Below are 25912 nucleotides of genomic sequence, written 5' to 3' on the forward strand. Positions count from 1 at the left end.
GCGATTACCTAACAACAAACTGCCGTCCCTGACGTGCAATCCTGACATTGAGGAACTTGAACATGACTACAGTAGGGCACCTGATCAACGGTCAGATCATCACTGAAGGCGAACGCCGCCAACCTGTTTACAACCCGTCTACCGGCGACAGCTCGCGGGAAGTGATCCTGGCCTCCAAGGCAACGGTGGAAGAAGCCATCGCAGCCGCCCAGGCGGCCTACCCGGAATGGCGTGCAACACCGCCGATCAAGCGGGCTCGCATTATGTTCCGCTTCAAGGAACTGCTGGAGCAGAACGCCGACCGCATCTGCGACATGATCGGTGAGGAACACGGCAAGATCCGCCACGATGCCATGGGGGAACTCCAGCGTGGAATCGAGAACGTTGAATACGCCTGCGGTGCCCCCGAGTTGCTGAAAGGCGAGCACAGCCGCAACGTCGGCCCCAACATCGACGCCTGGAGCGAGTTCCAGCCGCTGGGCGTGGTGGCGGGTATTACGCCATTCAACTTCCCCGCCATGGTGCCGCTGTGGATGTACCCGATGGCGCTGGTCTGCGGGAACTGCTTCGTGCTGAAGCCGTCCGAGCGCGACCCGAGCTCTACCTTGTTCATCGCCCAGCTGTTGCAGGAAGCCGGGTTGCCGAATGGGGTGATGAACGTGGTCAACGGCGACAAGGAAGCCGTGGACACCCTGCTCGAAGACCCGCGAATCCAGGCGGTCAGCTTCGTTGGCTCCACGCCCATCGCGGAGTACATCTACAGCACCGCGAGCGCCCACGGCAAGCGTTGCCAGGCCCTTGGTGGTGCCAAGAACCACGCCATCGTGATGCCGGACGCGGATATGGACAATGCGGTCAACCAGCTGCTGGGTGCGGCCTTCGGCTCGTCTGGTGAGCGTTGTATGGCCCTGTCCGTTGCGGTTGCCGTCGGTAACGCTGCCGGTGACGCCCTGGTCGCCAAGATGAGCGAAGCCATGCAGACCCTGAAAGTGGGCGCTTACAGCGAAGCCAGCAACGACTTTGGTCCGGTGATCACCCGTCAGCACCAGGAAAAGGTGGTGGGCTACATCAACAGTGCGGAAGAGCAGGGCGCCACCATTGTGGTGGATGGCCGCGACCCGCAGGTGGCTGGCTATGAAAACGGTTTCTTCGTTGGTGGCACCCTGATCGATAACGTGACCCCGGATATGGTCAGCTATCGTGAGGAGATCTTCGGCCCAGTGCTTCAGGTCATCCGGGTCAACTCCATGGAAGAGGCAATGACGCTGATCAACGATCATGAGTACGGCAACGGGACCTGTATCTTCACCCGTGATGGCGAAGCGGCCCGTTATTTCACCGACCACATCCAGGTCGGCATGGTCGGGATCAACGTACCGCTGCCGGTGCCGGTGGCTTACCACAGTTTCGGTGGCTGGAAGCGTTCGCTGTTTGGTGACCTGCACGCCTATGGCCCGGATTCAGTGCGGTTCTACACCCGCCGCAAGGCCATTACCCAGCGCTGGCCGTCAGCCGGTGTCCGGGAAGGTGTCGAGTTCTCGATGCCCACCATGAAGTAACCCGGGCTATTCCCCTCAGACCAGACCAACAGTAAGGTCTTTTGGCGACACCCTTGTGGTGTCGCCCTTTTTTGTGCCATACCCCAAAAGCAGTCTGGCGTTGTGCTTTGAGTTCAATGAAAATTGGATATAGACGAATAACAACAGAGCACGTCAGCATGAAGAAAAAACTCCCCCCACTGAATTGGCTGAGGTCGTTTGAAGCTACGGCGCGACACCTGAACTTTACCCAGGCCGCCGGCGAGCTGAACCTGACCCAGGCTGCCATCAGCCAGCAGGTGAAGGGGCTGGAAACCCAGCTGGGAACGATGTTGTTCAAGCGCCTGCCGCGGGGGCTTGAGCTAACGGATGCCGGCAAGGCGTATCTGCCTGTCGTTCACGAATGCATCCGTCGACTGGCGACCGCAACCGACGAGATCTTCGGTCAGGGCAAGGCACGCTTACTGACTGTGTGCAGCAATCTGGTGTTCTTCACCAACTGGCTGGCGCCCCGCCTGCATCGCTTCCGTGAACGCTATCCGGAGATTGGAATCCGTTTTACCAGCAATATCTGGCAGGAAGAGGACGGTAAGGAAGCTGATATGGAAATCCGCTACGGCAAGGGCACTTGGCCCGGGCTGGAGGCGGATCGGCTGAGCTGGGATGAGCTGTTTCCGGTTTGCAGCCCGGTTTTGGCGGGTGGAGTGGCTCCGCCCGAGACGCCGGAAGCACTCTCCGACTATACCCTTCTTCATGTTATTGGCTATGAGGAAGGGTGGGGATACTGGCTGGATCAGGCCGGATTTTCCCATGTTAAGGCCTGCCAGGAAATGCAGTTTGATACCCTGATTTCAGCCCTGGAGGTCGCGCGCCAGGGTGGAGGCATCGCGCTGGGCCGAACGTCGCTGGTGCGGGAAATGATTGGAAAAGGCGAGTTGATCGCCCCGTTTGATTTTCCAGTGGCGACGTCGGAGGCCTTTCACCTGGTCAGGCCTGCGTTCAAGTACATTCACCCTCATGCCGAGACCTTTCGATCCTGGATCATTGAGGAGGCCGAGCGGGATCGGCCATAACATCTTGCCCGGCCAACCGGCCGGGCTTCCTTGCTTGAGCGGTCAGCTCAGTTCGGGGTGAAGGCGGTTCAGGAAGGCCGTGAGGGCCTGGTTGACCGGTTCGGGGTGTGACAGGTTGGCAGCATGGCCAGCGCCTGGGATAACCGCCAGTGTGGCATCGGGAATCCTGTCAGCCATCACCTGTGCCCGCTCCATTGGAATCGCAATGTCGGCGTCGCCGTGGATGATGAGGGTTGGCTGGGTAACGGCCGGCAGGCGTTCGGTCAGGTCGTCACGGCTCGCCAGGGTCTGGAAGTTGTTGCCGATATTAGCGGGCGACATGGTTTTCCATTTCGCCTTCCAGTACTCACTGTCCGCGTAGTCGTTACCGAGAATGATCTGGGCAATGGTCTCACCAACGACCGGGGTCAGGCCTTGCGTCATGAAGGTGCCGATCAGTTCCTGGTACATCGGGATTTTTTCTTCCAGCTCTGCACCTGCCTGGCTGTCCAGCATGACCAGTGCACGGACCCTGTCTGGGTGGGTAAGGGCGCAACGCAAAGACAGAAACCCGCCCTGAGACATCCCTACAAGCACGGCATTTGTGATCCCCAGATGGGTGAGCAGGGCTGCGAGGTCGTCTGCGGAGTCGTAGTAGCTGAAGGGTTCTGGGTTAGCGACAGCGGTCTGGCCGTGCCCGCGTTCGTCCCAGGTGATGCAGCGGAATCGATCACGCAGGGCTGCCACCTGAGGGGCAAACATGTCGTGGTCCATCAGCAGTCCGTGTGAAAACACCACAACCGGGCCGTTGCCACCGGTATCTTCGTAGTACAAGCGTTGACCATTCACATCGGCAAAAGCCATAACACATCCTTTTTATTGTTGGGTTTTGTAGCTCCCTATCTTTATTCAGGGCTTCAAACTATTCAAGCGGTTAGAGCAACTTTGTCGCTACCTCGGTTGCGAGGTGGGCAAACGGAATATATGATTCGTATATATTTCGATTATGGAGCATATATTTTGGGGATCGTGAAAATATCAGACACCCTGCACGAGGAAATCCGCAAGGCCAGCTCGGTGATGTCCCGGTCGATCAATGCCCAGGCAGAGTTCTGGATGAAGGTCGGTATGCTGGCGGAGCTCAATCCGACTCTGTCCTTCAATGAGATCATTCGCCAGCAGCTGAAGAAAGAATGCCTGTCCATGGAGGACATGCTGGATGACTAAGGTGGTGATCAAATCGTCGAAGGAGCAAGCCCTGATGAGGCAGGCGGGTTACCTGCTTACCCGGGTGTTTGACATGCTGGATGATCTGGTGCGTCCGGGCATCAGCACCATGGCCATTAACGATGCGGTTGAAACCTTTATTGTGAAGGAGCTGCGGTCCCGGCCAGCGAGTAAGGGGCAGTATGGTTATCGCTATGTGCTGAACGTATCCATCAACGAGGAGGTGTGCCATGGCATGCCCAACGTTCGGCGCAGGCTGACCAACAGTGATATCGTCAACCTGGACATCACCCTGGAAAAAGATGGCTTCATTTCCGATTCCAGCAAGATGTATGTACTCCCCGGGGCACCAGTGAAGGCCCGGCGTTTGGTGAAGGCTACCTACGACGCCATGTGGCAGGGCATTCAGATGGTCAGGCCCGGCGCCCGGCTGGGCGATGTTGGTCATGCCATTCAGTCGTTTGCAGAAGCCGCAGGGTACAGCGTGGTGCGGGAATACTGTGGTCATGGCATCGGCCGACAGATGCATGAAGCGCCCCAGGTGCTGCACTATGGTCGCCCTCAAACCGGGTTGGTCCTGAAACCCGGTATGGTGTTTACCATTGAGCCGATGATCAATCAGGGTGGCCCCCAGGTGAGGACCCTGAAGGATGGCTGGACTGTGGTGACCCGAGACCGGTCCTTGTCCGCCCAATGGGAGCATACCGTTCTGGTGACCGACGACGGTTACGAAGTGCTGACTCTGAGATCTGATGAAACACACCGGGTACCGCCCGCTAAGCTCTGACAGAGCTGTCCAACAAAGGTTTTTTCCATGCGCAGTATGACCAGCGATATAACCCCCGGTCCCATTAACTGGTCGGTGCTGAAGACCCTGTTCCCGTACCTGCTGGAATTCCGTCTTCGAATCGCGTTGGCGGTGGTGTGCCTGGTGTTGGCCAAGCTGGCGAGCGTCGGGTTACCGTTCATCCTCAAATACATTGTCGATGACCTGGATGCCGGCGGAGCGTCCCAGCTGCTGACCTTGCCGCTCGGGCTGCTGCTGGCCTATGGCGTGGTCCGGTTTTCCAATGTGTTGTTCGGGGAGTTACGCGACACCCTGTTCGGGCGGGTGACTGAGCGTGCCATGCGCAGGGTGGGGCTGGCGGTGTTTCGCCACCTGCATGCGCTGGATCTGGATTTCCACCTCAACCGCCGCACCGGGGGCTTGTCGCGGGATATCGAACGGGGCACCAATGGCATCAGCTTTCTGCTGCGTTTTATGGTGTTCAACATTCTCCCGACTCTGCTGGAAATCGGCCTGGTGATCGGGTTGTTGCTGTGGAACTACGACGTCTGGTTTGCGCTGATTGTGGCCGCGTCGGTGGTGGCCTACGTGGGGTTTTCCGTCGTTGCCACGGAATGGCGGTTGGCGTTTATCCGGGAAGCCAATCAGGCGGAGTCGTCCAGCAGCACCCGTGCCATCGATAGCCTGCTGAACTACGAGACGGTGAAGTATTTTACCAACGAACAGTTTGAGGCTGACAATTACGACACCAACCTTGCCGAGTGGGAGCAGGCCCGGCGTAAGAACCGGCTGTCGCTGTTTGCCCTCAACGGCGGCCAGTCCTTAATCATTGCGGCCGCCATGACCGCCGCGATGGTACTGGCCGCGGTCAGGGTCACTGATGGCTCCATGACCCTGGGTGATTTCGTACTGATCAACGCGTTCATGATGCAGGTGTTCATGCCGCTGAACTTTCTCGGCTTCGTATACCGGGAGATGAAAGGGGCGATGACCAACATCGAAAACATGTTTGCGTTGATGGCGGCAAAACCGAAGGTGGCCGACAGTGAGACCGCGGGCGAACTGCGGGTACCAGAAGGGGAGATCGTTTTCCGGGATGTGTGTTTTGGCTACAGCGCCAGCCGTGACATTGTCCGGGGTGTCAGCTTCAGAGTGCCGGCGAGGCAGAAGGTCGCCCTGGTTGGTAGCAGTGGCGCCGGAAAATCGACCCTGTTCAAACTGCTGTTCCGCTTCTACGACGTCAGCAGTGGCGACATTACCATTGATGGCCAGTCTGTCCGTTCGGTGACCCAGTCTTCGTTACGCCGTCACATCGGTGTGGTGCCCCAGGATACTGTGCTGTTCAACACCAGCATCTTCGAAAATGTCCGGTATGGTCGCATTGAAGCCAGCGATGACGAGGTTTGGGAAGCGATCCGCCTGGCCTATCTGACGGACTTTATTGCTGAACTGCCGGACAAGGAACACACCTTGGTCGGGGAGCGGGGGCTGAAGCTCTCCGGTGGGGAAAAACAGCGTGTCTCGATTGCCCGGGCGCTGCTCAAGCAGCCGCCCATTATGGTCTTTGACGAGGCGACGTCGTCCCTGGACAGCCACTCGGAAAAGGTCATCCTCCAGGCCATCCGCGATATTTCCCATCAGCAGACCACCCTGGTGATCGCCCATCGCCTGTCTACCATCATGGATGCGGACCGGATCATCGTCCTGGAAAACGGCCGCGTGGCCGAGCAAGGCAGTCATGGCGAACTCCTTGCCCGGCGTGGGCTTTATGCACACCTTTGGGATGTCCAGCAGCATGAGCAGGGTGACCATTCGCCGGCCCCTTGACCCTGTATCAGCTACAGGGTTTGTAATGGCGCTTTCCAACAGTCAAGGAGTCTGAGATATGCACAGCCATCACGGTCATGGCCACAGCCACGGAGATCATTTCACCAGCTACAACAGGACCTTTGCCCTGGCGGTGATACTGAATGTGATCTTTGTGGTGATTGAAGCAGTGTACGGCGTGATGGCTGGGTCGCTGGCGCTGCTGGCCGATGCCGGTCACAACCTCAGCGATGTGCTGGGTTTGCTACTGGCCTGGGCTGCGAGCTGGCTGGCCACCCGTAAGGCCACCGATCGCAATACCTACGGCCTGAAGAAAACCACCATCCTGGCGGCGCTGTTCAATGCATTGTTCCTGATTGCTGCGGTCGGCGGTATCGCCTGGGAAGCCATTCGGCGGTTCTCCGAGCCCTCAGACGTGGCCGGAATGACGGTGATTGTTGTGGCCGGTATTGGTGTGCTGATCAACGGGGCGACCATGCTGCTGTTCATGAAGGGACAAAAGGGCGATCTCAATATTCGCGGGGCGTTTCTGCATATGGCCGCAGATGCCGGAGTCTCGGTCGGGGTGGTAATTGCGGGGCTGGTGATTATGACCACCGGAATCAGCTGGATAGACCCGATGGTGAGCCTGGTGATCGCGGCCGTCATTTTTATCGGCACCTGGCAGCTGCTCAAGGATTCGGTCAACCTGGCGGTGGATGCGGTGCCCAGGGATATCGAGCCGGATCAGGTGTACGGCCATCTGATGGCCTTGCCCGGAGTGGAGTCGGCCCATCACCTTCATATCTGGGCGTTGAGCACCACAGAGAATGCGTTGACGGTGCACCTGGTCAAGCCTGACCCCCACGGCGACGACGAGTTATTGCAGCAGGTTTCCCATACCCTGGCCCACGACTTCAACATTCAGCATGTCACCATCCAGTGGGAGCGGGGCAATGGCCATTGCCCCAATGTGGCCCTCTGCTGAAGACCGGGCGCTATGCCAGGTATTCAAGCTGGTGTCCCCGAAGCCGTTCAATGCCGCGGCTGAGCCGGGTCATGCCAAGGTTGATGGGGAACAGCACGACGCTTTTGAGGGTATCCCGCAGCATGATGGTGCGGGGTACCCCGTCGTAAATATTCATATAGGCGCCTGCCATGGCGACGAAGGACCGCGACAGATGCAGGTAGTCGCTGCGGATGACAATGCCCAGCTGGTAGGTGTTGGACATCAGCTGCATACTGGTCTGCATTCGCCGGTGCAGGCCCGGAAGCCCTTCCCGCCACAGGGTCAGCAGGACATCGTCGGTCAGCGGGGAAACGTCCCTGCGACTCAGCGTGTCCTGCAACCGTTCCACAATCTGGTCCCGGCGTAGCCGGTTCGCATCCGGCTGGGTGCTCATGTCGATGAGGATGTCCGCCAGTTGTTCCGGGTCGGCCACCAGCACATTGATCAGGTAATCGCGGACCAGCCCCCATTTGCCTTGCATGTCGACAGCATTACCCCAGTCGATCAGGTACAACTCGGCTTCAGGAGACACCATGATGTTGCCGGGGTGAAGGTCGCCGTGGAGTTCGTTGTAGATGAAGATGTGTTCCAGCAGGGTGAACAGGAAGTTTTCTCCCAGGGTGCGCTGGAACTGGCGTCGCTCCCGGCCCTGGAACTGACGGATGGCCTCTTTGATGGAGACCGCATCATCCACATACTCCATCTCCAGGATACGGCTGGTAGCGAGGTACACGTCTGGCACATGCCATACCCTGGCCTGGCTGGCTCGCTTGGCGAAGCGGCGCTGGATGGCGGCTTCATCCTCGAAGTTCAGCTCCTGTTCGAAACCACGGGTGAACTCCTTGACCTGATCCGACAAGGCGTGAAGGAACGGCAGCAGTTTGGAATGGGGCGCCCAGAACTGACTGCTGACCAGCATCAGCTCGATGGCCAGGTTGCCCATCTGGAACTCTCGCTCCAGGTTGTGGCGGGCCACTTTGACGACGACCGGTTGCAGACGCTCCAGGCCATCTTCGTCAATGACGGGTTTCTTGGCCAGATAGACCGATCCGATGGAACCCGAGCGCAGGGGCTTATCGACCGCGAACTGGAAGTAGATATCGGTCGGAAGTTTGCCAAAGCAGTCCAGGAACGCCTCATTGACTTCATCCGGCGTCATGGGGTCGACATCCTGTTGGAAAACTTCCAGCTCCCGGGCAATCTCCTCCGGCAGGAAATCGGCATTGGCGGCAGCCACCTGGGCCATCTTGATGAACAACGGCCCAAACTCGCGGACCATTCGGGCGACAATCTGAGCCTGCGCTGAGAAGTCTTTCGGGTCGGTTTGCAGGAACGGCTTGATGTAACGGATCGCCTTGATCTGCCGGCGCAGAATAACCAGGTCGCGACGAAGCACGCTGACCTTGCGGCCCATATCGGTCAACCCTTCCTGGTTGGCCTGGCGGATGTCCTTGAGGCGGTTCACCAGCTCCACGATCAGCGGTTCGTAGGTTCTCAAGACCAAGCGGATGATATCGAGATTGAGCTCGATCAGGCCTTTAAGTTCTGGCGCCGCCAACAGTTCGTGGAAGAACCCCCAGAATTCGTTGACGATGCTTTCCGGAACTTCGATGGGGCTGCGGGTGACCACCTGACCCACCACAAAGCGGATCAGGTTTTCGGTGGTCTCTTCGTTGGGAATCAGTTTGTATTTTCGCAGCACCTGAGTCAGAGCGCGGGACTGCTCATTGAGCGGGTGTTCGTAGAGCGACGTGAACAGCTGGTCCAGAGAGTGCCCAAGCGCCTCCTGGGTGATGTGTTCATTGTTTGCCAGCAGTTTGGCGACCGGCCAGAATGCCTGGGGAATCCTGACGGTTTTGGTGGTGAAATTACCGACCCCGCGGATCATGCTGCCCGTTCGGTTTTTGAGGGCTGGGAGACTGATCTGAATGATTTTATCGTGGTCCTGGTCGGCCATGTCTGCGCTTATCGGGGTAGAAAACGGAAGCGGCTACTATGCCAGATGAAGGTCAACTATATGCCAGATAAAGTTCAAATAGCGACGTTTTTCGGGCCTAAATGCCCGGTGTCAGTTGGCAGAAACGAGTTTGTTGCTATCGCTTGTCGCCGGTCTTCGTGGTATATCAGCGGTCTTTCTTTTTTTGGAACCGGGGGCCATTCCCTTCAGGATGTCTTCAGGGGCTTTCTGGGGGAAGGGTGTGAGAACCAGTCTGGAGCGTTGAGAAATGCCAAAAGCAAGCGAAATCAAGAAGAATTCTGCGGTTGAATACGATGGTCGGGTGTACTTCGTGAAGGATATCGAACGTTCTGTGCCTCAGGGCCGGGCCGGCGGTAGCCTCTACCGTATGCGTATGTATGACGTGGTAACCAACAACAAGATCGACCAGACCTTCAAGGATTCGGACATGCTGAACCTGGCCGACCTGGTTCGTCGTCCGGCCACCTTCTCCTACTCCGACGGGGAAGAGTATGTATTCATGGACAGCGAGGACTACACACAGTATTCGCTGAACAAGGCAGCCATCGAGGATGAGCTGCTGTTCATCACCGAAGACATGCAGGACCTGAAGGTTGTTGTGGTGAGTGATGCTCCGGTGGCGTTGGATTTGCCTACCACCGTTGAACTCGAGATCACCGAAACCGATCCTTCCATCAAAGGTGGCTCTGCCACCGCCAGAACCAAGCCGGCAACCTTGTCGACCGGTCTGGTGGTCCAGGTTCCGGAACATATTTCCACTGGTGACCGTATCAAGGTCAACGTGGAAGATCGCAAGTTCCTCAGCCGCGCCTGATCGGAACCTGGGACGGCAGGGCCTGAACCTGCCGTCCTCCCTTCATCCTCTCAGCGTCCCTGGAAGACTGCGTCCCGCCGTTCCAGAAACGACTGTATTCCCTCTTTGACATCTTCACTGGCCATGACCGGTTGCAGATCCGGGAACAGGCGCTGCTTGGCGACCTCCTGGCCCTGGCTCACGGCTGTCTTGGATGACGTCAGACTGCCCCGGACGCCCAGCGGTGCCGCCTTGGCAATTTTCTCGGCGATGCCCAAGGCGACTTTGAACTGCTCACCAGGCTCGACCAGCTCCTGGATCAGTCCCCATTGGTAGGACTGCTCTGCGGTCCACTCGTCGCCGGTGAGCAGGTAACGCTGGGCGTTGCCCCAGCCAATTTCCCGGGGCAGGCGGATCGTGGCGCCACCACAGGCAAAGATGCCCCGTTTGACCTCCAGTTGCGCGAAGCGCGTGCCCTTGGCTGCCACCCGAATGTCGGTGTTGAGCATCATCTCAACACCGCAGGTGTAACAGATGCCCTGGGCGGCGAAGACCACCGGCTTGCTAAGCCCTTCGCCGACAATATGGAACGGGTCGAGTTCGCCTTCGCCGGGCTCAATGCCGGTGCCATTGGCGAACACCCCGGCCCAGTCGTCCAGCTGGAGGCCGCTGGTGAAGTGATCACCTTCAGCGTACAGCAGGCCTACCCGCAGTTCCGGGTCATGTTCGAGCTGGTAATAGGCTTTGGCAATATCGTGGTACATCGCCCGGTTCATGGCGTTCATCTTGTCCGGGCGGTTCAGGCCAATCAGCAGGATGTGCCCGCGTTTTTCCAACGTAATCAGAGACATTAGAACCACTCCGCTTTCATGTTGAGGCAGGTGTCGTCCTGGTTGCGCAGCAGGACCAGGTCCTGGGCCACCGTTGGCAGTTCCCAGTGGAAGAAGTATTGCGCTGCCTGCAGTTTGCCGGTGTAGAAGTTGCGCTCTTCGTCGGTGTTGGCAGACGCCAGCTTGAGGTTGGCGGCATTGGCCTGGCGCAGCCACATCCAGGCGACGATGATGTTGCCGAACAGGTGCAGGTAGCAGGAGGCATTGGCCAGAACCTTGTCCGGGTCGCCGTTCATCAGGGTCTTGCCGAGGTCCTGAGTGACCCTCACGGCCTGCTGGAGGGTTTCGCTCAGGGACAGGGCCCAGGCCTGGCAGCGATCGCTGATGGCATCTTTGAGGTCGACCTGCATTTCCTGCAACAGGATCTGCAAACCATGGCTTTGGTCTTGCCAGAGCTTGCGGCCAAGCAGGTCCATCGCCTGGATGCCGTTGGTGCCCTCATGGATCGGGTTCAGGCGGTTGTCGCGCCAGCACTGTTCCACCGGGTACTCACGGGTATAACCGGCGCCACCGTATACCTGGATGGCCAGGTCGTTGGCCTTGGGACCGTACTCTGATGGCCAGGCCTTGATCACCGGGGTCAGCAGGTCCAGCAGCTTGCCGGCTTCCTGACGTTTCTGTTCCTCGGGGTGAGTGTGCAGGTCATCCAACAGTCGTGCCCCATAAAGGCACAGGGTGAGGCCACCTTCACTGTAGGCTTTCTGTGCCAGCAACATGCGTCGTACATCGGCGTGCTCGATGATCGGCACCTGGGGGCTTTCCGGGTTTTTCTCAGAGGGCTTGCGGCCCTGCAGGCGATCCCGTGCGTATTCCAGGCTGTGCATGTAGCCGCGATAGCCAATCACCGCGGCGCCGGTGCCCACACCCAGTCGGGCCTCATTCATCATCTGGAACATGTACTTCAGCCCCTGATGGGGCTTGCCCACCAGATAACCGTAACAGGGTGCATCGTCGCCGAAACTGAGCGCTGTAGAGGTGGTGCCCCGATAGCCCAGTTTGTGAATCAGGCCGGCGAGGCTGACACCGTTGCGCTCACCAGGGTTGCCCTCGGCATCTACCCGGAACTTGGGCACGATGAACAGAGAGATTCCTTTAACGCCGGCGGGTGCCCCTTTGATCTTGGCCAGCACCATATGAACGATGTTCTCGGTGATGGACTGTTCGCCGCCAGAAATGAAAATCTTGGCGCCCTTGATCAGGTAATGGCCTTCGTCGGTCGGGGAGGCGGACGTGCGGATATCCGCCAGGCTGGAACCTGCGTGGGGTTCGGTCAGTGCCATGGTTCCGCTGAACCGGCCGGACAGCATGTGGGGCAGGTAGGTACTGCGTTGTTCATCGCTGCCGAAGACCCGGACCAGGTTGGCGGCGGCTGTGGTCAGGAAGGGGTAGCCCGCTGTGCTTGGGTTGGCTGCCGTGAAGAAACCGTTGCAGGCGGTCATGATCGAGTCCGGCAACTGCATACCGCCCAGCTCGTAGTCGTGGCGACCGGCGATAAAGCCTGCTTCGGCGTAAGCGTCGAACGCCTGTTTTACTTCCGGGATCATCTGGACCTCGCCGTCGACGAAGCGGGGTTCGTTCTTGTCGGCGATGCTGTTGTGATTGGCGAAGGTCTCCCGGGCCATCTTGTCGGCGGTTTCGATCACCGCATCGAAGGTGTCGCGATTATGTTCACTGAAACGCTCCCGTTGGAGCAGGGCCTCGGTATCCAGCACGTCATACAGTTGGAAGGCCAGGTCGCGGCGGTCGATCAGGGTGTCGGTCATGGGGCGATCTCTTCGTTGATCCGGGTTGGTTTAGCTTTATAGGCTCTCATAATTCTAGCCTCTCGTAACATTGGCATATATGACATAATCTTGGTCAATATCGCCATTTTGTGTGGTTGCACACAGTCAGGCTGCAGGAGTTGCTATGCAGGTGGTCACGGTTATCGGTTTTGACGGCGCCCTCGCCAGCGCCATTACTGGCGTGATCGACCTGTTCCGTCTGGCCGGCGTAACCTGGGCCAGGATTCATGGTGAGTCGCCTACACCATACTTTCAGACCCGTCTGCTGACCCGTGATGGCGAACCCTGCCGGTGCATCAATGGTCTCCGTTTGGTGGCGGATGGCGCCTGGCAGGACCTTGACCCCGGTACTCTTGATGACCTGGTGATCGTTCCGACCATTGGCGCCCCCATCGACCAGGTGCTGCGGAACAATCCGGACCTGATTACCTGGTTGTCGGCGTTTGTCCAGGCCGACTCGGGCCAGGTTCGGGTGGCCAGCAATTGCACGGGCGCCTTTTTGCTGGCTGAAGCCGGGCTGCTGGATGGGCGTCAGGCGACGACTCACTGGGGCTTCAGCAACCAGTTCCGCCAGCGCTTTCCTGAGGTCAGTCTGCACCCGGAACAAATGGTGACGGTGGACGGTTTTGTGGCCTGTTCCGGCGGTGGGGTGGCGTGGTGGGACCTGGGTGTTTACCTGGTGGAGCGCTTTGTCGGCGCCGAGGTGGCGCGGGAGCTGGCCAAGGCCTTCGTCATCGACGTCGGGCGTAACAGTCAGGCGCCCTACAGTGTGCTGCAAACCAAACGCTACCACACCGATGCCTCCATTCTCCGGCTTCAGGACTGGCTGGACCAACACTATCGGGACCCGGTCACGTTGGCGGCTCTGGCCGAGCAGGCCGGGCTGACGGAGCGCTCGTTGCTACGACGTTTCAAACTGGCAACGGGGGATTCGCCCACGGCCTACCTGCAGTTGCTGAGGGTCGAGGAAGCGCGGCGGCGGCTGGAATCTTCCGGCGCCAGTCTGGAAACCATTACCCGGGAAGTGGGCTACGAGGATGTGAGTTCCTTCAGCCGTCTGTTCCGTAAACACACGGGCCTTGCGCCCGGGGCTTACCGGGCACGGTTCAGTTAACTGAAGGCGCACTGAGAACGGGCTAGAGCCATCCGGTCTGCTGGATGACCATATAAGCCGCGGTGCCGGCCGCGATGGACAACAGGGCATTTCTCCGCCACAGGTGGATGACCACCACCAGCGCCCCCGGTACCAGCGCATCCAACCCCAGGGTGGGCGTGGACCAGTCGGCGGAGCGTTGCAGGAAGATGGTGGCCAGCAGGGCCATCACCGCCGCCGGCAAGTAGCGTCCCAAATGCTTGACCAGGGGGTGTTCGGTATGGCGTTCAAAAAACAGGAACGGAATCACCCGGGTGGCGAAGGTCGCCAGAGTGGTTACGGCAATGAATGCGGCGATGTAGTAGGTGTCAGCCATGGTTGCTCGGTGCCTCCGCCAGTTCATTTTGTCGTGCCCGGTAGTACTGAACCAGCAGCGCCAGGGTGACGATAACAATGGCACCGATCAGCTGATGGGCATGGGGCAAAAGCATCATGGCCGCGGCAGCGGCCAGGGCACCAATCCAGACCGGAACGCTGTCACCCAGTGCCTTGAGCTGCTCAATGGTCAATACAATAAACAGTGCGACCAGCGCGAACTCAATGCCGGTACTGTCAAACGCCACAGTCTCGCCCAGAAGTGCACCAATACCGCAGCCGATGACCCAGTAGAATTGATTGAGCGCGCTAATGCGGAAATCCAGCTGCTGTTCGTGCTGGCGGTCTCTGCCACGGGGGCGGCTGGTCAGCAGCGAGTAGGTTTCATCGGTCAGTCCGAAGATCAGGTAAGCCTTTCGCCACCCGGCACCGCGGAACTGTCCGAGCAACGACAGGCCATAGAACAGGTGTCGGGCATTCAGCACGAACATCGCCACAAACACTTCCAGCAACCCGGCGTTCGCCGCCAGCAGGCTGACGGCGAGAATCTGACCGGCACCGGCGTAGACAAAAACACCCATCAGTGGGGCAATCCACCAGGCGTAGTCCAGTTGGGTGCTAAACAGTACCCCGAATGCCATACCCAGGGGGATATAGCCGAACAGGATCGGCAGAGTGAGTCGAAAGGCGAGTTGTTGCATGGCTACCCCAAAAGACGAGTAAGCGCGCGAGAATAGCCAATCCTGACAGGCTTTTAAAGGCCGCTGCAAAGGCTCGGACCAAGGTCTAATCTGTACGGTATGAATAGCCCTTAACTGTACCTGTTTTCTGGTCTGGCAACCGTTTAGGGTCGGTGCTTTGTCTTCCGGGTGACCCATGCGCTCCATCCTCCACAGCTTTCTGATCCCCGCCCTGTTTGTCTGGCTCTGGAGCACTGGCTTCATTGGTGCCAAGTACGGTTTGCCCTATGCCGAACCGTTTACCCTGCTGCTGATTCGCATGCTGTTAACCCTCGCGTTGTTAGCCGGGCTGGCCTGGTGGTTGCGAGTCAGGTGGCCGGAGTGGCGAAGTGTCGGCCACCTGGCGGTGACCGGGGTGCTGGTGCATGGCTGCTATCTGGGTGGGGTCTACTACGCCATCCAGGGGGGTATGCCGTCCGGGGTGGTTTCCCTGATTGTTGGCCTGCAGCCTCTGCTCACCGGCGTGGCCGCCGTTGTGGTGTTGAGGGAAGGCATCGCCGCCCGGCAGTGGCTCGGGTTGCTGCTGGGGCTGGTCGGGGTCGCCCTGGTGATTGCCGAGAAACTGGGTGGCCCGACATCGGCAGCCGGGTCGTTTCCGCTCTGGACCCTGGCCTGGGCAGCCCTGGCGCTGGTGGGTATTTCGCTGGGAACGGTGTACCAGAAACGGTTCGGCACCCATGTGGAGTTGGTGCCGGGCACCATCATCCAGTATGGCGCCGCGGCGGCGCTGTTCGCGGTTGGCGCATTTGGCTGGGAGACCCGGGCGGTGGAGTGGCATCTGCAACTTCAGCTGTCGATGGCGTGGCTGGTTCTTGGGGTTTCGATCGGCGCTATCCTGCTTTTGATGTGGTTGATCCGTCGGGGCGCTGCCAACCAGGTGGCCAGCCTGTTCTACCTGGTGCCGCCGGTCACCGCACTGCAGGCTTACTGGGCGTTTGATGAGCGTCTGGGGTTGCTGGCCATGGCGGGTGGCGCACTTTCAATTACTGGTGTTGCGTTGGTGGTGGTGCCCAGAAAATCCGGCTAACCAACCCTCCTGGAACCCATCGGGCGTTGCGTGAAAGTCGGTGAATCGGGGTCTATGATTGTGTTCATGCTGTTGGCGTTTTCAGCATGAACTGTCCACTTTTCTGTCTGGAAAGGGGTATCGATCATGGGACAAGCCAGCAAAACCACTCCCTCCGACTTGGCCGCCTGCCGGCAAGCCATGGTCGCCAGTCAGGTAGAGCTTCGAGGCATCGTCACGCCATCGGTACTCCAGGCTATGCGGGAGGTGAGGCGCGAGGCCTTCCTGCCCCGGGAACTGGCGGAGTTTGCCTACCACGATACCGCTCTGCTGGTCGGTCCGAACCAGCTGATGCCCCAGCCCTACATTGTTGCCCTGATGGCCGATGCATTGGCCCTGACAGGCACCGAAAAGGTGCTCGATGTTGGCGCGGGGTCGGGGTACCTGGCAGCGGTTCTCGGTCATCTCGCCCAGCAGGTGTTCAGTATCGAGCGTATTCCGGAACTCTGTGACAAGGCTCGGGAAGAAATGGCTGCCGAAGGTATCAGTAACGTTCACGTCCTGCTCGGCGACGCCAGCCAGGGGTGCCCGGGCGAGGCGCCTTTTGATGCGATTGTGGTCACGGCTGGTGGTCTGAAACCTCCCGATGCATTGCTCCATCAGCTGAAGATCGGCGGGCGCATGGTCATTCCTCTGGGGTCAGATGCCCGGATTCAGGAGCTGGTGTGTATTACCCGGGAATCGGAGGGCGAGTACCGGTACGATGATCTGGCCGACATCAATTTCCTGCCGCTGAAGGCGTCGTTTGGTTGGCAGGCAGAGGAGCTGAGTGCCAGTACGCCTTTTGGTCAGTGGGTTATGCTGGACCGCGAGACCACGCTGTCCCAACGCATCGCCGCAGTGGCCCAGGGCTTTGATAACGAGGAAAATCTGCCACTGGCAGGTTTGCTTGAACGGATTGGCGACTCAAGAATCGTGCTGCTGGGGGAAGCCAGTCATGGCACCTCAGAGTTCTACCTGATTCGAGAGCGTATTACCCGGGCGCTGATTGAGCAGAAAGGGTTTTCGTTCATTGCTATTGAAGGCGACTGGCCCGATGCGGCCCGGGTTGACCATTATGTTCGCCACGCAGAATACCCCGCCTCTGAGTGGATCGCGTTTGCCCGTTTCCCGACCTGGATGTGGCGAAACGAAGAGGTTCGCGGGTTTGTGGATTGGTTGCGAGCCTACAACGCGCCGCTTCCAGCTGAACGCCGGGTGGCCTTTCATGGCCTGGACCTATACAGCCTGTATAACTCGATACAGGCGATTCTCCGGTACCTCGATGATGTCGACCCTAAAGTCGCGGCCATTGCCCGTGAGCGTTATGGTTGCCTGACGCCCTACCAGACTGATCCGGGCGCGTATGCCCGGGCGGCCCTGAATCCTGATTATGAATCCTGCGAGCAACCGGTGCTGGACATGCTGCGGGACCTTCAGGCCAAACACCGCCTCTACGCTGAACACAATGGGGAGCGGTTCCTCAATACGGTGCAGAATGCCCGGCTGGTTGCCAATGCCGAAGAGTATTACCGAACCATGTTCTATGGTTCACGGAGTGCCTGGAACATGCGGGATACTCATATGTTTGAGACCCTTGAGAACCTGCTCGATCATCACGGTGAGAACAGTCGAGCGGTGGTATGGGCACACAACTCCCACATCGGCGATTCCGAGGCGACGGATATGGCGCTGCGGGGTGAGTTCAACATAGGGCGGCTTTGCCGGGCACGCTATGGTCAACAGGTCTATAGCATTGGCTTTGGAACCCACAGTGGCACGGTCGCGGCAGCTTCAGACTGGGGGCGGCCAATGGAGATCAAACAGGTGCGGCCAGCCCTGGATGGCAGCATAGAATCACTGTGCCACCAGTCTGGAGTGTCGCGGTTCATGTTGCCACTGCGTCAGGGGGACGCGGTGTTGCTGAACGGATTGAATACCCGGCATCTGGAACGTGCGATCGGGGTGATCTATCGCCCGGAAACCGAGCGGCAGAGTCACTATTTCGAGACCCGGTTACCTGGTCAGTTTGATGAATACGTCTGGCTGGATCAGACTCGGGCGGTGACGCCCCTGGCAACCGGGTCGCTCAGGGGCATGCCGGACACTTACCCTTTCGGGGTATAGCCACAAGGAACGGGCGTCTGCGGTTACGCTGACACCTTGAACTCGGCCATCATTGATTGAAGCTCTGCCGCCAGTCGCGCGAGGTCATGGCTGCCTTGTGCGGTATGGTCTGCACCTGTCCGTGTCTGTTCGGCCATTTCCACAATCTGGGTCAGGTTGGCACTGACCTGATCGCTGGCAACGGATTGCTCCTCTGCAGCGCTGGCGATTTGCGTTCCCATGCTGGTGATGTGCTCAATGGCGGCGCCAATCCGCTCCAGAATGTCGGCCACTTCTATGACCTGGTCCCGGCTTTGTTCAACTTCCTGCTGACCGCCTTCCATGGCTACCACGGCTTTTTCACTCTGCGACTGCAGTGCTTTAACCATGGCTTCGATTTCTTCGGTGGAGTCCTGGGTACGACGGGCCAACGAGCGGACCTCATCGGCAACCACAGCAAAGCCCCGACCCTGCTCACCGGCCCTGGCAGCCTCAATGGCGGCGTTCAGCGCCAGCAGGTTGGTCTGTTCGGCAATTTCATTGATCACCTGGATTACCCGGCCAATGGATTGGCTCTGGTCGGCAAGGCTGCGAATGGCCTCGACAATGTTGGCAACCTCGGAAGACAGTGTTTCCAGGCGGCGGCGGTTGTCCTGCCCCTTCTGGCGGCCTTCTTCAGAGAGCTCGTCGGCGTTGTTGGCGGCAGACTGGGCTTCGTTGGCGCTACGGGCTACGTCCTGGCTGGCCGCACTCATCTGATTCATGGCGGTGGCGACCTGGTCGGTCTGCTCGGCCTGGCTGGCGATGGACTGCTGGGTCTGGTTGCTGACCGCAGACATTTCTTCGGCAGCCGAGGCTACTTCGGCTGTGGCTCCCGACAGCCGCTGAACCAGCCCTTCCATTTTCTGTAGCATGGTATTGAGCGAGGACGAGGTGGCGGAAATCTCATCGGTACCGGTTACTGTCAGACGGAGTGACAGGTCTGAGTTGTCGGCGATACGAAGAATCATTTGCTGGAGGTACTGAATGGGGCTGGAAATGGAGCGGCCTATCAACAAACCCAGGGCCAGCATCACCAGCAGCAGGACCATAGCGCCAACAAACAGAATCACGACGGTTCGATCATGGAGCGCCAAGCTGGCATCGCGAATGTTCGCGGCCTCGTCGAGCTGCAGTTGCATCAAGGCGTCGATCTTCCCGGTCACCGGGTCAATGGCTTGGTACAGCGGTCCGATCAGGCTGCTCAGGCGGCCCGAGGCACTGCCGTTGATTCCAGACAGGGTCTGTACAGCGGTTTCAATTGCTTGATTGGCTCGCGTCAGGGCGCGCTCGCTCTCAGACGCCAACTTCTCTTCGTCCTCCGTCAGCTGGGTGGCCAGGTAACGGGTCCATTCCCCCTGGATGGTGTCCTCGGCTGCGCGGATGGCTTGGGTGGCCTCGGTAGAGGAGATCAATCCGGCATTGGCCTTGTTGACGGCGTCGATGACGTTGACGGCGTAACTGTCGGAAATCGATTTCAGTTGCTGGAGCGGCACTACCCGGTCGTCGTACAGAGAGAGAACACTCTTCTCGATGGTGCTGAATGCACTCCAGCTATAGAGGGTAATGGCGATGACAGTGATGACAGGAATGGCATAGGACAACAGCAAACGGGTTCTAATCTTGGTTTTGTTCAGCACCATGGTTTTCCTGTTTCGTTATTGGTAGGGGGCGGGGGAGGGCGCCGGTACTTCAGCGGTACGTGACCGCTCCATACATGAAGTATCGGCGCAACAGGTTAAAACTTTACTGTTCCTTTTCCTCACGGAAGCGATCGAGGCGCAAGCGGTGCCGCTCGTCAAACAGCTGCTTGAGTGTCAGGCGTGAGGCGACCAGGATGCCGGTCGTGGTGCCGCCAGCAATCAGCAGGATGATCAGTATCTGATAACTGACCGCATTGACCGGGTCGGCGCCGGCCAGCAGTTGACCGGTCATCATGCCGGGCAGGCTGACAATACCGCTGGCGGCCATCATGTTGATGACCGGGATCAGCCCCTGGCGGATGCCATCCCGGCGAATAGTGCTCGCTGCGTCCTGCCAGCGTTCGCCAAGAGCCAGCCGCTCCTCAAGGATAGCCCTTTGTTGGTGTGCCCCTTCCAGAATGCGACTGATGGTCAGGGCGATGGCAGTCATGGTATTGCCCAGCATCATGCCCAGGAAGGGAATGGCAAAACGCGGGTGATACCACGGATCGTGGTCGATCATGACCAGCAACGCGAGCAGGGTCAGTGAGAACGAACCTGCCGCCATGGCAAACAGCCCGTTGCGCCATTCGGCCAGCGTGTGGCGGCGGTAGTGCTGCCTGGCCATGACCTCCCGGCCTGCGGCCAGCAGCATCACCAGTGACACCAGCAGAACCCAGTAGGGGGTGACGTTCTCAAACAGTGCCTTGAGCACAAGGCCAATCAGCGCAAGCTGCAGACTCATTCGTGCCATGCCAACCAGCAGGCCGTTGGCGCTTCGTTTACTCAGGGGGCGTACGAAGCCGGCGGTGGCGACGACGATCAGGGCCGCCAAGCCCAGGTCGAGCAGGCTGAGTTCGGGAGCATTCATGCATGCTCCCCCGTGTCGATGACCTGGCCACCGCGGATCTGCCAGAGCCGGTCAGCCATCCGCGTGCGTTGCGCCGGGTCGTGGCTGGTCATGACCAACAGGCCCGGCGTTTTTTTGCACCAGTCGTTCAGCAACGTTTCCATCTGGCCGGTTCGCTCCGGGTCCAGGTTGGCGCTGGGTTCATCCAGCAACAGGACAGCTGGCTTACGGTCAAGTGCCCTGAGCAGGGCGAGGCGCTGCCGCTCTCCGCTCGACAGGTATTGCGGGTCCTTTTTCAGAATACCTCGGTCCAGCCCGAGCGCTTCAAGCGGTGCATCGGAGGGGTGGGTAAAGTGGTCTTCAACCAAGGGTTGCCACCAGTGGCTTGCCGAAGGCACGAGCATCACCCGCTGACGCCACTCCGGCCCAGGGATGGCTGAGGCAGGCTTGCCATTCAGACTGATGGCGCCCTGCCAGGGCACCAGGTCAGCCAGAATACGCAGGAAATAGCTTTTGCCGGACCCGGAGGGGCCGCTGAGCAGCACCCGTTCACCGCTGGCGGCGGCCAGGTGTTTGGAGCTGATGATGTCCGTTTGAACTGTGTTCAGCTCAAGCATGGGTGATTGCATGGTCAGAGCCCCCGCTCCTTGACGTTCTCCATCACCACAAAGGTGCTGGTTTGAAGCACCTGGGGCAGGGCTGAGATTTGTTCGCCCAGCACCTGCCGGTACTCCTCCATGTTGCGGGTGCGCACTTTCAGCAGATAGTCAAAGTTACCGGCGATCATGTGGCATTGCTCCACTGCCGCAATCTGCTTAACTGCATTATTAAAGGCCTCCAGCGTTTTGCTGCTGGTGTCGTGGAGGGTGACCTGGGCAAAGGCAATGTGGTCCAGTCCAAACCGGGCCTGGTCCACCAGGGCGGTGTAGCCGGTAATGAAGCCCTGATCCTCAAGCCGGCGCATACGAACCTGGCACGGTGTCTTGGAGAGGCCTACCCGCGAGGCGAGTTCTGTCACGGTAACCCGGGCATTCTTTTGCAGCTCGCGGATGATCGCGCGGTCGATTCGGTCCAGTTCAGTCATTGTGGGTGTCTCCTGCCATGCCTGTTAACCGGTTTGACGGTGTGTGGTGTGGCCAGCGCCATGTGCTTGTATATGCAGCTTTTTTTGATCGCGCTCAGGGCGCTAAAAGTCTTTTTGTCTAAAAAACGAGTTCTAAAAGTATAATCGAATAAAGTGATCGGTTAAAAAGGTTAAAAGTTACATAGAATGGTTGTTTAATGGGTAAATAGGCTTTGGCTGTCTCGATAGAATGCTTGCCTGAGAAAAACTCCGCAAGAGGTTACGCCTATGAATCCGCAGCAATCAGCGACTCACGACCTGATCGACATTCGTCAATCCATTCGGAACCACTACCTGGCAGACGAACATTCGGTGATCCACAAGCTGATTGCTGATGCCGGGTTGTCACAGGAGGTTCGTGACGCCATCTCTGCCCGTGCTGCGGATCTGGTGCGTAATGTTCGCGGCAGTGCCAAGCCGACCATCATGGAAAAGTTCCTGGCTGAGTACGGCCTGACCACCAAAGAAGGTGTGGCTTTGATGTGTCTGGCAGAGGCCCTGCTAAGGGTTCCTGACAGCATGACTATTCAGGAACTGATTGAAGATAAGATTACTTCCGGGAACTGGGGGGCTCACGTTGGCAAGGCGTCCTCGTCCCTGATCAACTCCACCACGCTGGCGCTGCTGATGACCAGCAACCTGCTCAAGGACTCCGAGCGTCAAACGGTGGGAGATACCCTTCGTAAACTGCTCAAGCGTCTGGGAGAGCCGGTCGTTCGTACCGTAGCCGGTCAGGCCATGAAAGAAATGGGCCGCCAGTTCGTCTTGGGGCGCGACATTGACGAAGCCCAGTCCCGGGCCAAGAGCTATGTTGAGCGCGGTTACACCTACTCCTACGACATGCTGGGCGAAGCGGCCCGCACCGACACGGATGCCCGGCGTTATCACAAGGCCTATGCCGATGCGATTGAGCGCATCTGCCCCGCCTGTGTTGGCGACGTCCGGAAAAATCCCGGTATTTCGGTGAAACTTTCTGCTCTCCACTCCCGCTATGAGTATGGCCACAAGGACGAAGTGATGGCGGTACTGGTGCCGCGGACCCTGGAGTTGGCCAAGCTCGCCCGTGCGGCCAATATGGGCTTCAACATTGATGCCGAGGAAGCGGACCGGCTGGACCTGTCGCTTGATGTGATTGAAGCGGTGCTGGCCTCCCCCGAACTGGCAGGTTGGGATGGCTTTGGTATCGTGGTGCAGGCCTTTGGCAAGCGCGCGTCATACACCCTCGACTGGCTGTATGCGCTGGCCGAAAAACTGGACCGTCGTATCATGGTGCGTCTGGTAAAAGGTGCCTACTGGGATGCCGAGATCAAGCGCGCCCAGACCATGGGCCTGACAGACTTCCCGGTGTTTACCCGTAAAGCGTGCAGCGATGTTTCTTATCTGTCTTGCGCCACTAAGCTTCTGGCAATGACGGACCGGATTTACCCGCAGTTCGCCACCCACAATGCCCATTCCGTTTCGGCCATCCTGGAACTGGCCAAGGGCCGTGACTGCTATGAGTTCCAGCGCCTCCACGGCATGGGTGAGTCCCTCCATGACCAGGTTATCCGGGAAAGTGGCGTTCCCTGCCGGATCTACGCTCCGGTTGGTGCCCACCAGGACCTGCTGGCGTACCTGGTTCGGCGCTTGCTGGAAAACGGGGCCAACAGCTCCTTCGTGAACCAGATTGTCGATACCCGCATTACGCCGGAACAGATTGCGGCGGACCCGGTGTCCACCGTACTGGCCATGGGCAACGATATTTCGAGCAAGGCAATTGTGCGCCCGGCGGACCTGTTTGGTTCGGAGCGCCGCAATTCCAAAGGGTGGGATATCACCGATCCGGTCACGGTTGCGGAATTGGATGCCGGACGGGGTGCCTTCCTGAACCACCGTTGGAAAGGCGGCCCGGTCATTGCCGGGGATGTGACCGGCGCCGAGATTCAGGTTATCCGCAACCCGGCGGTACCGAACGATGTTGTTGGCGAGGTCACCCAGTCAGCCGAGGTTGATATCGAAGTGGCGATTACCGAGGCCCAGGAGGGTTTCCAAGTCTGGTCCGGTATGCACCCGGAAGACCGTGCGGCCTGTATCCGCAAGGTCGGCCTGTTGTTCGAAGAGCACGCCAGTGAGCTGTTCGCCCTGGCGACCCGGGAAGCGGGTAAGTCACTGCTGGATGCGATTGCCGAGATCCGCGAGGCGGTGGATTTTGCCGAGTTCTACGCCAACGAAGGGTTGCGTTACAAGGATAGCGGTGAGGCCCGTGGTGTGATCTGCTGTATCTCGCCGTGGAACTTCCCCCTGGCCATTTTTGCCGGTCAGGTGCTGGCCAGCCTGGCGGCCGGTAATGCCGTCATCGCCAAGCCGGCGGAGCAAACCGTACTGATTGCCGCCCGTGCGGTGGAACTGATGCACGAAGCCGGTATCCCGAAGGCGGCGGTTCAGCTGTTGCCGGGTTCCGGCGCGACGGTTGGTACCGCGCTGACCTCCGATGCCCGTATCGCGGGCGTATGTTTTACCGGTTCGACGGCGACCGCGCAGCGTATCAGCCGGGTCATGGCGAACACCATGGCGCCCGATGCCCCGCTGGTCGCGGAAACCGGTGGCCTCAACGCCATGATCGTGGACTCAACCGCACTGCCCGAGCAGGTGGTGCGGGATGTGCTGGCGTCCTCGTTCCAGAGCGCCGGTCAGCGCTGTTCGGCACTGCGCATGCTGTACGTCCAGAAGGACATTGCCGACCACCTGCTGGAAATGCTGTACGGCGCCATGGATGAGTTGGTGCTGGGTAACCCGTGGGCGCTGTCCACCGATGTGGGGCCGGTTATTGATCAGGTCGCCAAGGCGCGTATCGACGCCCACTGTGAGGCGTTTGAGCGCAAGGGCCGGTTGATGAAGAAGCTGCCGGTACCGGAGCAGGGGCTGTTTGTATCGCCGACAGTGATCAAGGTGAATGGGATTGAGGAGCTGGAAGAAGAAATCTTCGGGCCGGTGCTGCATGTAGCAACCTTCGAAGCCCGTGACATCGACAAGGTCGTGGATGCGGTCAACGCCAAAGGCTATGGCCTGACCTTCGGTATCCACAGCCGGGTTGACCGTCGGGTTGAGCGGATTACCAGCCGTATGAAGGTGGGCAACATCTACGTTAACCGCAACCAGATTGGCGCGATCGTTGGGTCGCAACCGTTTGGTGGCGAGGGCCTGTCCGGCACCGGACCGAAAGCCGGTGGGCCACACTATGTACGTCGTTTCCTGAAGGCTCCGGTGGCTGTCGGGTCTGCACAGGCAACCGGTAAGGCAGTTACCGCGGACAGCCTGCAACGGCTGATTGGCCAGGTAGCGGCGATGAATGCGCCCCAGTCCGGGGAACGGGAAGCACTGCTGAAGCCGATCTTTGGTGTAGTTCCAGCCCCGCTGGATGCGAATCCCGAAGACATGCCGGGACCCACGGGAGAGCTGAACCGGTTGACCTGCCATGCCCGTGGCGTGGTTCTTTGTCTCGGCCCTGACCGCGAATCGGCGTTGATTCAGGTGGCTACCGCTCTGTCTCAGGGTAACAAAGTGGTTGTGGTCGCGTCGGATGTTGAGAAAACCGTCGCCGAAGCGGCAGCGGCTGGCTTGCCGGTGGTTGCGGTGAATGGTCAGCTGGAGCCTGAAGCGTTGGCGACCGTGACCGGGTTTGAAGCGGTTGTCAGTGTCGCCTCCCAGGCGCTGCTGAGGGATTACCGGGTGGCGCTGGCCAAACGCGACGGCGCGCTGTTGCCGTTGATCACGGAGCAGACGTTGGCACAGCGGTTCGTGCTGGAGCGCCATCTGTGCGTCGATACGACTGCGGCCGGTGGTAACGCCAGCCTGATTGCTGCGTCCGAATAAACGACGCACCGTAACGCCCATAGGGAGCCAGGAACGCCCGGTCAGGAAACTGCCCGGGCGTTTTTTATTTCCCCGATAACCCTTGATCGCCATCGTAAGCTCTTGTTTACTATCGGGCTTTACAGGTCGGTAAACGGGGTCGA

The 25912-nt window shown here is 59.2% G+C and carries 21 protein-coding genes; 11 read left to right on the top strand and 10 right to left on the bottom strand.

The window, feature by feature from the left end:
- The first annotated feature begins 62 nt into the window (after window positions 1-62).
- Together BMZ67_RS10430 and BMZ67_RS10435 are read left to right on the top strand one after the other, a co-directional pair.
- Window positions 63-1559 carry a CoA-acylating methylmalonate-semialdehyde dehydrogenase gene (locus BMZ67_RS10430; protein WP_092022336.1) on the top strand — a complete coding sequence of 499 codons (1497 nt, stop codon included), beginning with the start codon at window positions 63-65 and terminating at the stop codon, window positions 1557-1559.
- A 158-nt stretch (window positions 1560-1717) separates the two neighbouring features.
- The gene (locus tag BMZ67_RS10435; RefSeq protein ID WP_092022338.1) at window positions 1718-2611 is read left to right on the top strand and encodes a LysR substrate-binding domain-containing protein; all 894 of its coding nucleotides are present in this window, start codon (window positions 1718-1720) and stop codon (window positions 2609-2611) included.
- A gap of 42 nt (window positions 2612-2653) precedes the next feature.
- Here the strand turns inward: BMZ67_RS10435 and BMZ67_RS10440 are convergent, their stop codons facing one another.
- On the bottom strand, window positions 2654-3454 hold the full coding sequence (locus BMZ67_RS10440) for an alpha/beta fold hydrolase (RefSeq protein ID WP_092022340.1): 801 nt from the start codon (window positions 3452-3454) through the stop codon (window positions 2654-2656).
- 156 nt (window positions 3455-3610) lie between these two features.
- Between BMZ67_RS10440 and BMZ67_RS10445 the strand changes: the two genes are divergently transcribed.
- Genes BMZ67_RS10445 through BMZ67_RS10460 form a run of 4 tightly spaced genes read left to right on the top strand, consistent with a single transcriptional unit; the run spans window position 3611 to window position 7398 of the window.
- The gene (locus BMZ67_RS10445; protein ID WP_092023236.1) at window positions 3611-3817 is read left to right on the top strand and encodes a ParD-like family protein; all 207 of its coding nucleotides are present in this window, start codon (window positions 3611-3613) and stop codon (window positions 3815-3817) included.
- Window positions 3810-4604 (top strand): type I methionyl aminopeptidase, encoded by a 795-nt coding sequence (gene map / locus BMZ67_RS10450; RefSeq protein WP_092022341.1) that lies wholly within the window; start codon window positions 3810-3812, stop codon window positions 4602-4604. The genes BMZ67_RS10445 and map overlap by 8 nt, the downstream gene beginning before the upstream one ends.
- A 27-nt stretch (window positions 4605-4631) precedes the next feature.
- Complete coding sequence (locus tag BMZ67_RS10455; RefSeq protein WP_092022343.1) at window positions 4632-6431, top strand: ABCB family ABC transporter ATP-binding protein/permease; 1800 nt, start codon at window positions 4632-4634, stop codon at window positions 6429-6431.
- A gap of 58 nt (window positions 6432-6489) precedes the next feature.
- On the top strand, window positions 6490-7398 hold the full coding sequence (locus BMZ67_RS10460) for a cation diffusion facilitator family transporter (protein ID WP_092022345.1): 909 nt from the start codon (window positions 6490-6492) through the stop codon (window positions 7396-7398).
- Between the two features lie 10 nt (window positions 7399-7408).
- Here the strand turns inward: BMZ67_RS10460 and BMZ67_RS10465 are convergent, their stop codons facing one another.
- The gene (locus tag BMZ67_RS10465; protein WP_092022347.1) at window positions 7409-9376 is read right to left on the bottom strand and encodes an AarF/UbiB family protein; all 1968 of its coding nucleotides are present in this window, start codon (window positions 9374-9376) and stop codon (window positions 7409-7411) included.
- A gap of 268 nt (window positions 9377-9644) precedes the next feature.
- Here BMZ67_RS10465 and efpL point away from each other — a divergent pair, with 268 nt between their 5' ends.
- A complete protein-coding gene (gene efpL, locus BMZ67_RS10470; protein ID WP_092022349.1) occupies window positions 9645-10211 on the top strand; it encodes an elongation factor P-like protein EfpL in 567 nt (188 codons plus the stop codon).
- 50 nt (window positions 10212-10261) lie between these two features.
- Here the strand turns inward: efpL and BMZ67_RS10475 are convergent, their stop codons facing one another.
- Window positions 10262-11041 carry a crotonase/enoyl-CoA hydratase family protein gene (locus BMZ67_RS10475; RefSeq protein WP_092022351.1) on the bottom strand — a complete coding sequence of 260 codons (780 nt, stop codon included), beginning with the start codon at window positions 11039-11041 and terminating at the stop codon, window positions 10262-10264.
- Entirely contained in the window at window positions 11041-12843 is a 1803-nt protein-coding gene (locus BMZ67_RS10480; protein ID WP_092022353.1) for an acyl-CoA dehydrogenase, read from the bottom strand. The genes BMZ67_RS10475 and BMZ67_RS10480 overlap by 1 nt, the downstream gene beginning before the upstream one ends.
- Window positions 12844-12988: 145 nt before the next feature.
- Here BMZ67_RS10480 and BMZ67_RS10485 point away from each other — a divergent pair, with 145 nt between their 5' ends.
- Complete coding sequence (locus BMZ67_RS10485; protein WP_092022355.1) at window positions 12989-13978, top strand: GlxA family transcriptional regulator; 990 nt, start codon at window positions 12989-12991, stop codon at window positions 13976-13978.
- Window positions 13979-14000: 22 nt separating this feature from the next.
- Here the strand turns inward: BMZ67_RS10485 and BMZ67_RS10490 are convergent, their stop codons facing one another.
- Together BMZ67_RS10490 and BMZ67_RS10495 are read right to left on the bottom strand one after the other, a co-directional pair.
- Window positions 14001-14333, bottom strand: coding sequence for a branched-chain amino acid transporter permease (locus BMZ67_RS10490; RefSeq protein ID WP_092022357.1), 333 nt, complete (start codon window positions 14331-14333; stop codon window positions 14001-14003).
- Complete coding sequence (locus tag BMZ67_RS10495) at window positions 14326-15033, bottom strand: AzlC family ABC transporter permease (RefSeq protein ID WP_092022359.1); 708 nt, start codon at window positions 15031-15033, stop codon at window positions 14326-14328. The genes BMZ67_RS10490 and BMZ67_RS10495 overlap by 8 nt, the downstream gene beginning before the upstream one ends.
- A 175-nt stretch (window positions 15034-15208) precedes the next feature.
- Between BMZ67_RS10495 and BMZ67_RS10500 the strand changes: the two genes are divergently transcribed.
- Together BMZ67_RS10500 and BMZ67_RS10505 are read left to right on the top strand one after the other, a co-directional pair.
- Window positions 15209-16099, top strand: coding sequence for a DMT family transporter (locus tag BMZ67_RS10500; protein WP_092022361.1), 891 nt, complete (start codon window positions 15209-15211; stop codon window positions 16097-16099).
- Window positions 16100-16225: 126 nt separating this feature from the next.
- A complete protein-coding gene (locus tag BMZ67_RS10505; protein ID WP_092022363.1) occupies window positions 16226-18244 on the top strand; it encodes a protein-L-isoaspartate(D-aspartate) O-methyltransferase in 2019 nt (672 codons plus the stop codon).
- 23 nt (window positions 18245-18267) lie between these two features.
- Here the strand turns inward: BMZ67_RS10505 and BMZ67_RS10510 are convergent, their stop codons facing one another.
- The 4 genes from BMZ67_RS10510 to BMZ67_RS10525 form a co-directional block, all read right to left on the bottom strand.
- A complete protein-coding gene (locus BMZ67_RS10510; RefSeq protein WP_092022365.1) occupies window positions 18268-19905 on the bottom strand; it encodes a methyl-accepting chemotaxis protein in 1638 nt (545 codons plus the stop codon).
- 103 nt (window positions 19906-20008) lie between these two features.
- Window positions 20009-20815, bottom strand: coding sequence for an ABC transporter permease (locus BMZ67_RS10515; protein WP_092022367.1), 807 nt, complete (start codon window positions 20813-20815; stop codon window positions 20009-20011).
- Window positions 20812-21423: an ABC transporter ATP-binding protein gene (locus tag BMZ67_RS10520; protein ID WP_092022369.1), complete on the bottom strand. Its 612-nt coding sequence runs from the start codon at window positions 21421-21423 to the stop codon at window positions 20812-20814. Before BMZ67_RS10520 ends, BMZ67_RS10515 begins: the two co-directional genes overlap by 4 nt.
- 2 nt (window positions 21424-21425) lie before the next feature.
- The gene (locus BMZ67_RS10525) at window positions 21426-21878 is read right to left on the bottom strand and encodes an Lrp/AsnC family transcriptional regulator (protein ID WP_092022371.1); all 453 of its coding nucleotides are present in this window, start codon (window positions 21876-21878) and stop codon (window positions 21426-21428) included.
- A 267-nt stretch (window positions 21879-22145) separates the two neighbouring features.
- Between BMZ67_RS10525 and putA the strand changes: the two genes are divergently transcribed.
- Entirely contained in the window at window positions 22146-25769 is a 3624-nt protein-coding gene (gene putA, locus BMZ67_RS10530; RefSeq protein ID WP_092022373.1) for a bifunctional proline dehydrogenase/L-glutamate gamma-semialdehyde dehydrogenase PutA, read from the top strand.
- Window positions 25770-25912: the final 143 nt, after the last annotated feature.

The organism is Marinobacter zhejiangensis, assembly GCF_900114775.1.
Classification (GTDB): domain Bacteria; phylum Pseudomonadota; class Gammaproteobacteria; order Pseudomonadales; family Oleiphilaceae; genus Marinobacter; species Marinobacter zhejiangensis.

Bases quoted from the DNA above. Each gene is read 5' to 3' on its own strand.
- map (WP_092022341.1), top strand. From the start codon at position 3,810: ATGACTAAGGTGGTGATCAAATCGTCGAAGGAGCAAGCCCTGATGAGG.
- BMZ67_RS10460 (WP_092022345.1), top strand. From the start codon at position 6,490: ATGCACAGCCATCACGGTCATGGCCACAGCCACGGAGATCATTTCACC.
- putA (WP_092022373.1), top strand. From the start codon at position 22,146: ATGAATCCGCAGCAATCAGCGACTCACGACCTGATCGACATTCGTCAA.
- BMZ67_RS10505 (WP_092022363.1), top strand. From the start codon at position 16,226: ATGGGACAAGCCAGCAAAACCACTCCCTCCGACTTGGCCGCCTGCCGG.
- BMZ67_RS10500 (WP_092022361.1), top strand. From the start codon at position 15,209: ATGCGCTCCATCCTCCACAGCTTTCTGATCCCCGCCCTGTTTGTCTGG.
- BMZ67_RS10515 (WP_092022367.1), bottom strand. From the start codon at position 20,815: ATGAATGCTCCCGAACTCAGCCTGCTCGACCTGGGCTTGGCGGCCCTG.
- BMZ67_RS10435 (WP_092022338.1), top strand. From the start codon at position 1,718: ATGAAGAAAAAACTCCCCCCACTGAATTGGCTGAGGTCGTTTGAAGCT.
- BMZ67_RS10480 (WP_092022353.1), bottom strand. From the start codon at position 12,843: ATGACCGACACCCTGATCGACCGCCGCGACCTGGCCTTCCAACTGTAT.
- BMZ67_RS10525 (WP_092022371.1), bottom strand. From the start codon at position 21,878: ATGACTGAACTGGACCGAATCGACCGCGCGATCATCCGCGAGCTGCAA.
- BMZ67_RS10440 (WP_092022340.1), bottom strand. From the start codon at position 3,454: ATGGCTTTTGCCGATGTGAATGGTCAACGCTTGTACTACGAAGATACC.
- efpL (WP_092022349.1), top strand. From the start codon at position 9,645: ATGCCAAAAGCAAGCGAAATCAAGAAGAATTCTGCGGTTGAATACGAT.
- BMZ67_RS10455 (WP_092022343.1), top strand. From the start codon at position 4,632: ATGCGCAGTATGACCAGCGATATAACCCCCGGTCCCATTAACTGGTCG.
- BMZ67_RS10490 (WP_092022357.1), bottom strand. From the start codon at position 14,333: ATGGCTGACACCTACTACATCGCCGCATTCATTGCCGTAACCACTCTG.
- BMZ67_RS10510 (WP_092022365.1), bottom strand. From the start codon at position 19,905: ATGGTGCTGAACAAAACCAAGATTAGAACCCGTTTGCTGTTGTCCTAT.
- BMZ67_RS10520 (WP_092022369.1), bottom strand. From the start codon at position 21,423: ATGCAATCACCCATGCTTGAGCTGAACACAGTTCAAACGGACATCATC.
- BMZ67_RS10430 (WP_092022336.1), top strand. From the start codon at position 63: ATGACTACAGTAGGGCACCTGATCAACGGTCAGATCATCACTGAAGGC.
- BMZ67_RS10495 (WP_092022359.1), bottom strand. From the start codon at position 15,033: ATGCAACAACTCGCCTTTCGACTCACTCTGCCGATCCTGTTCGGCTAT.
- BMZ67_RS10485 (WP_092022355.1), top strand. From the start codon at position 12,989: ATGCAGGTGGTCACGGTTATCGGTTTTGACGGCGCCCTCGCCAGCGCC.
- BMZ67_RS10475 (WP_092022351.1), bottom strand. From the start codon at position 11,041: ATGTCTCTGATTACGTTGGAAAAACGCGGGCACATCCTGCTGATTGGC.
- BMZ67_RS10465 (WP_092022347.1), bottom strand. From the start codon at position 9,376: ATGGCCGACCAGGACCACGATAAAATCATTCAGATCAGTCTCCCAGCC.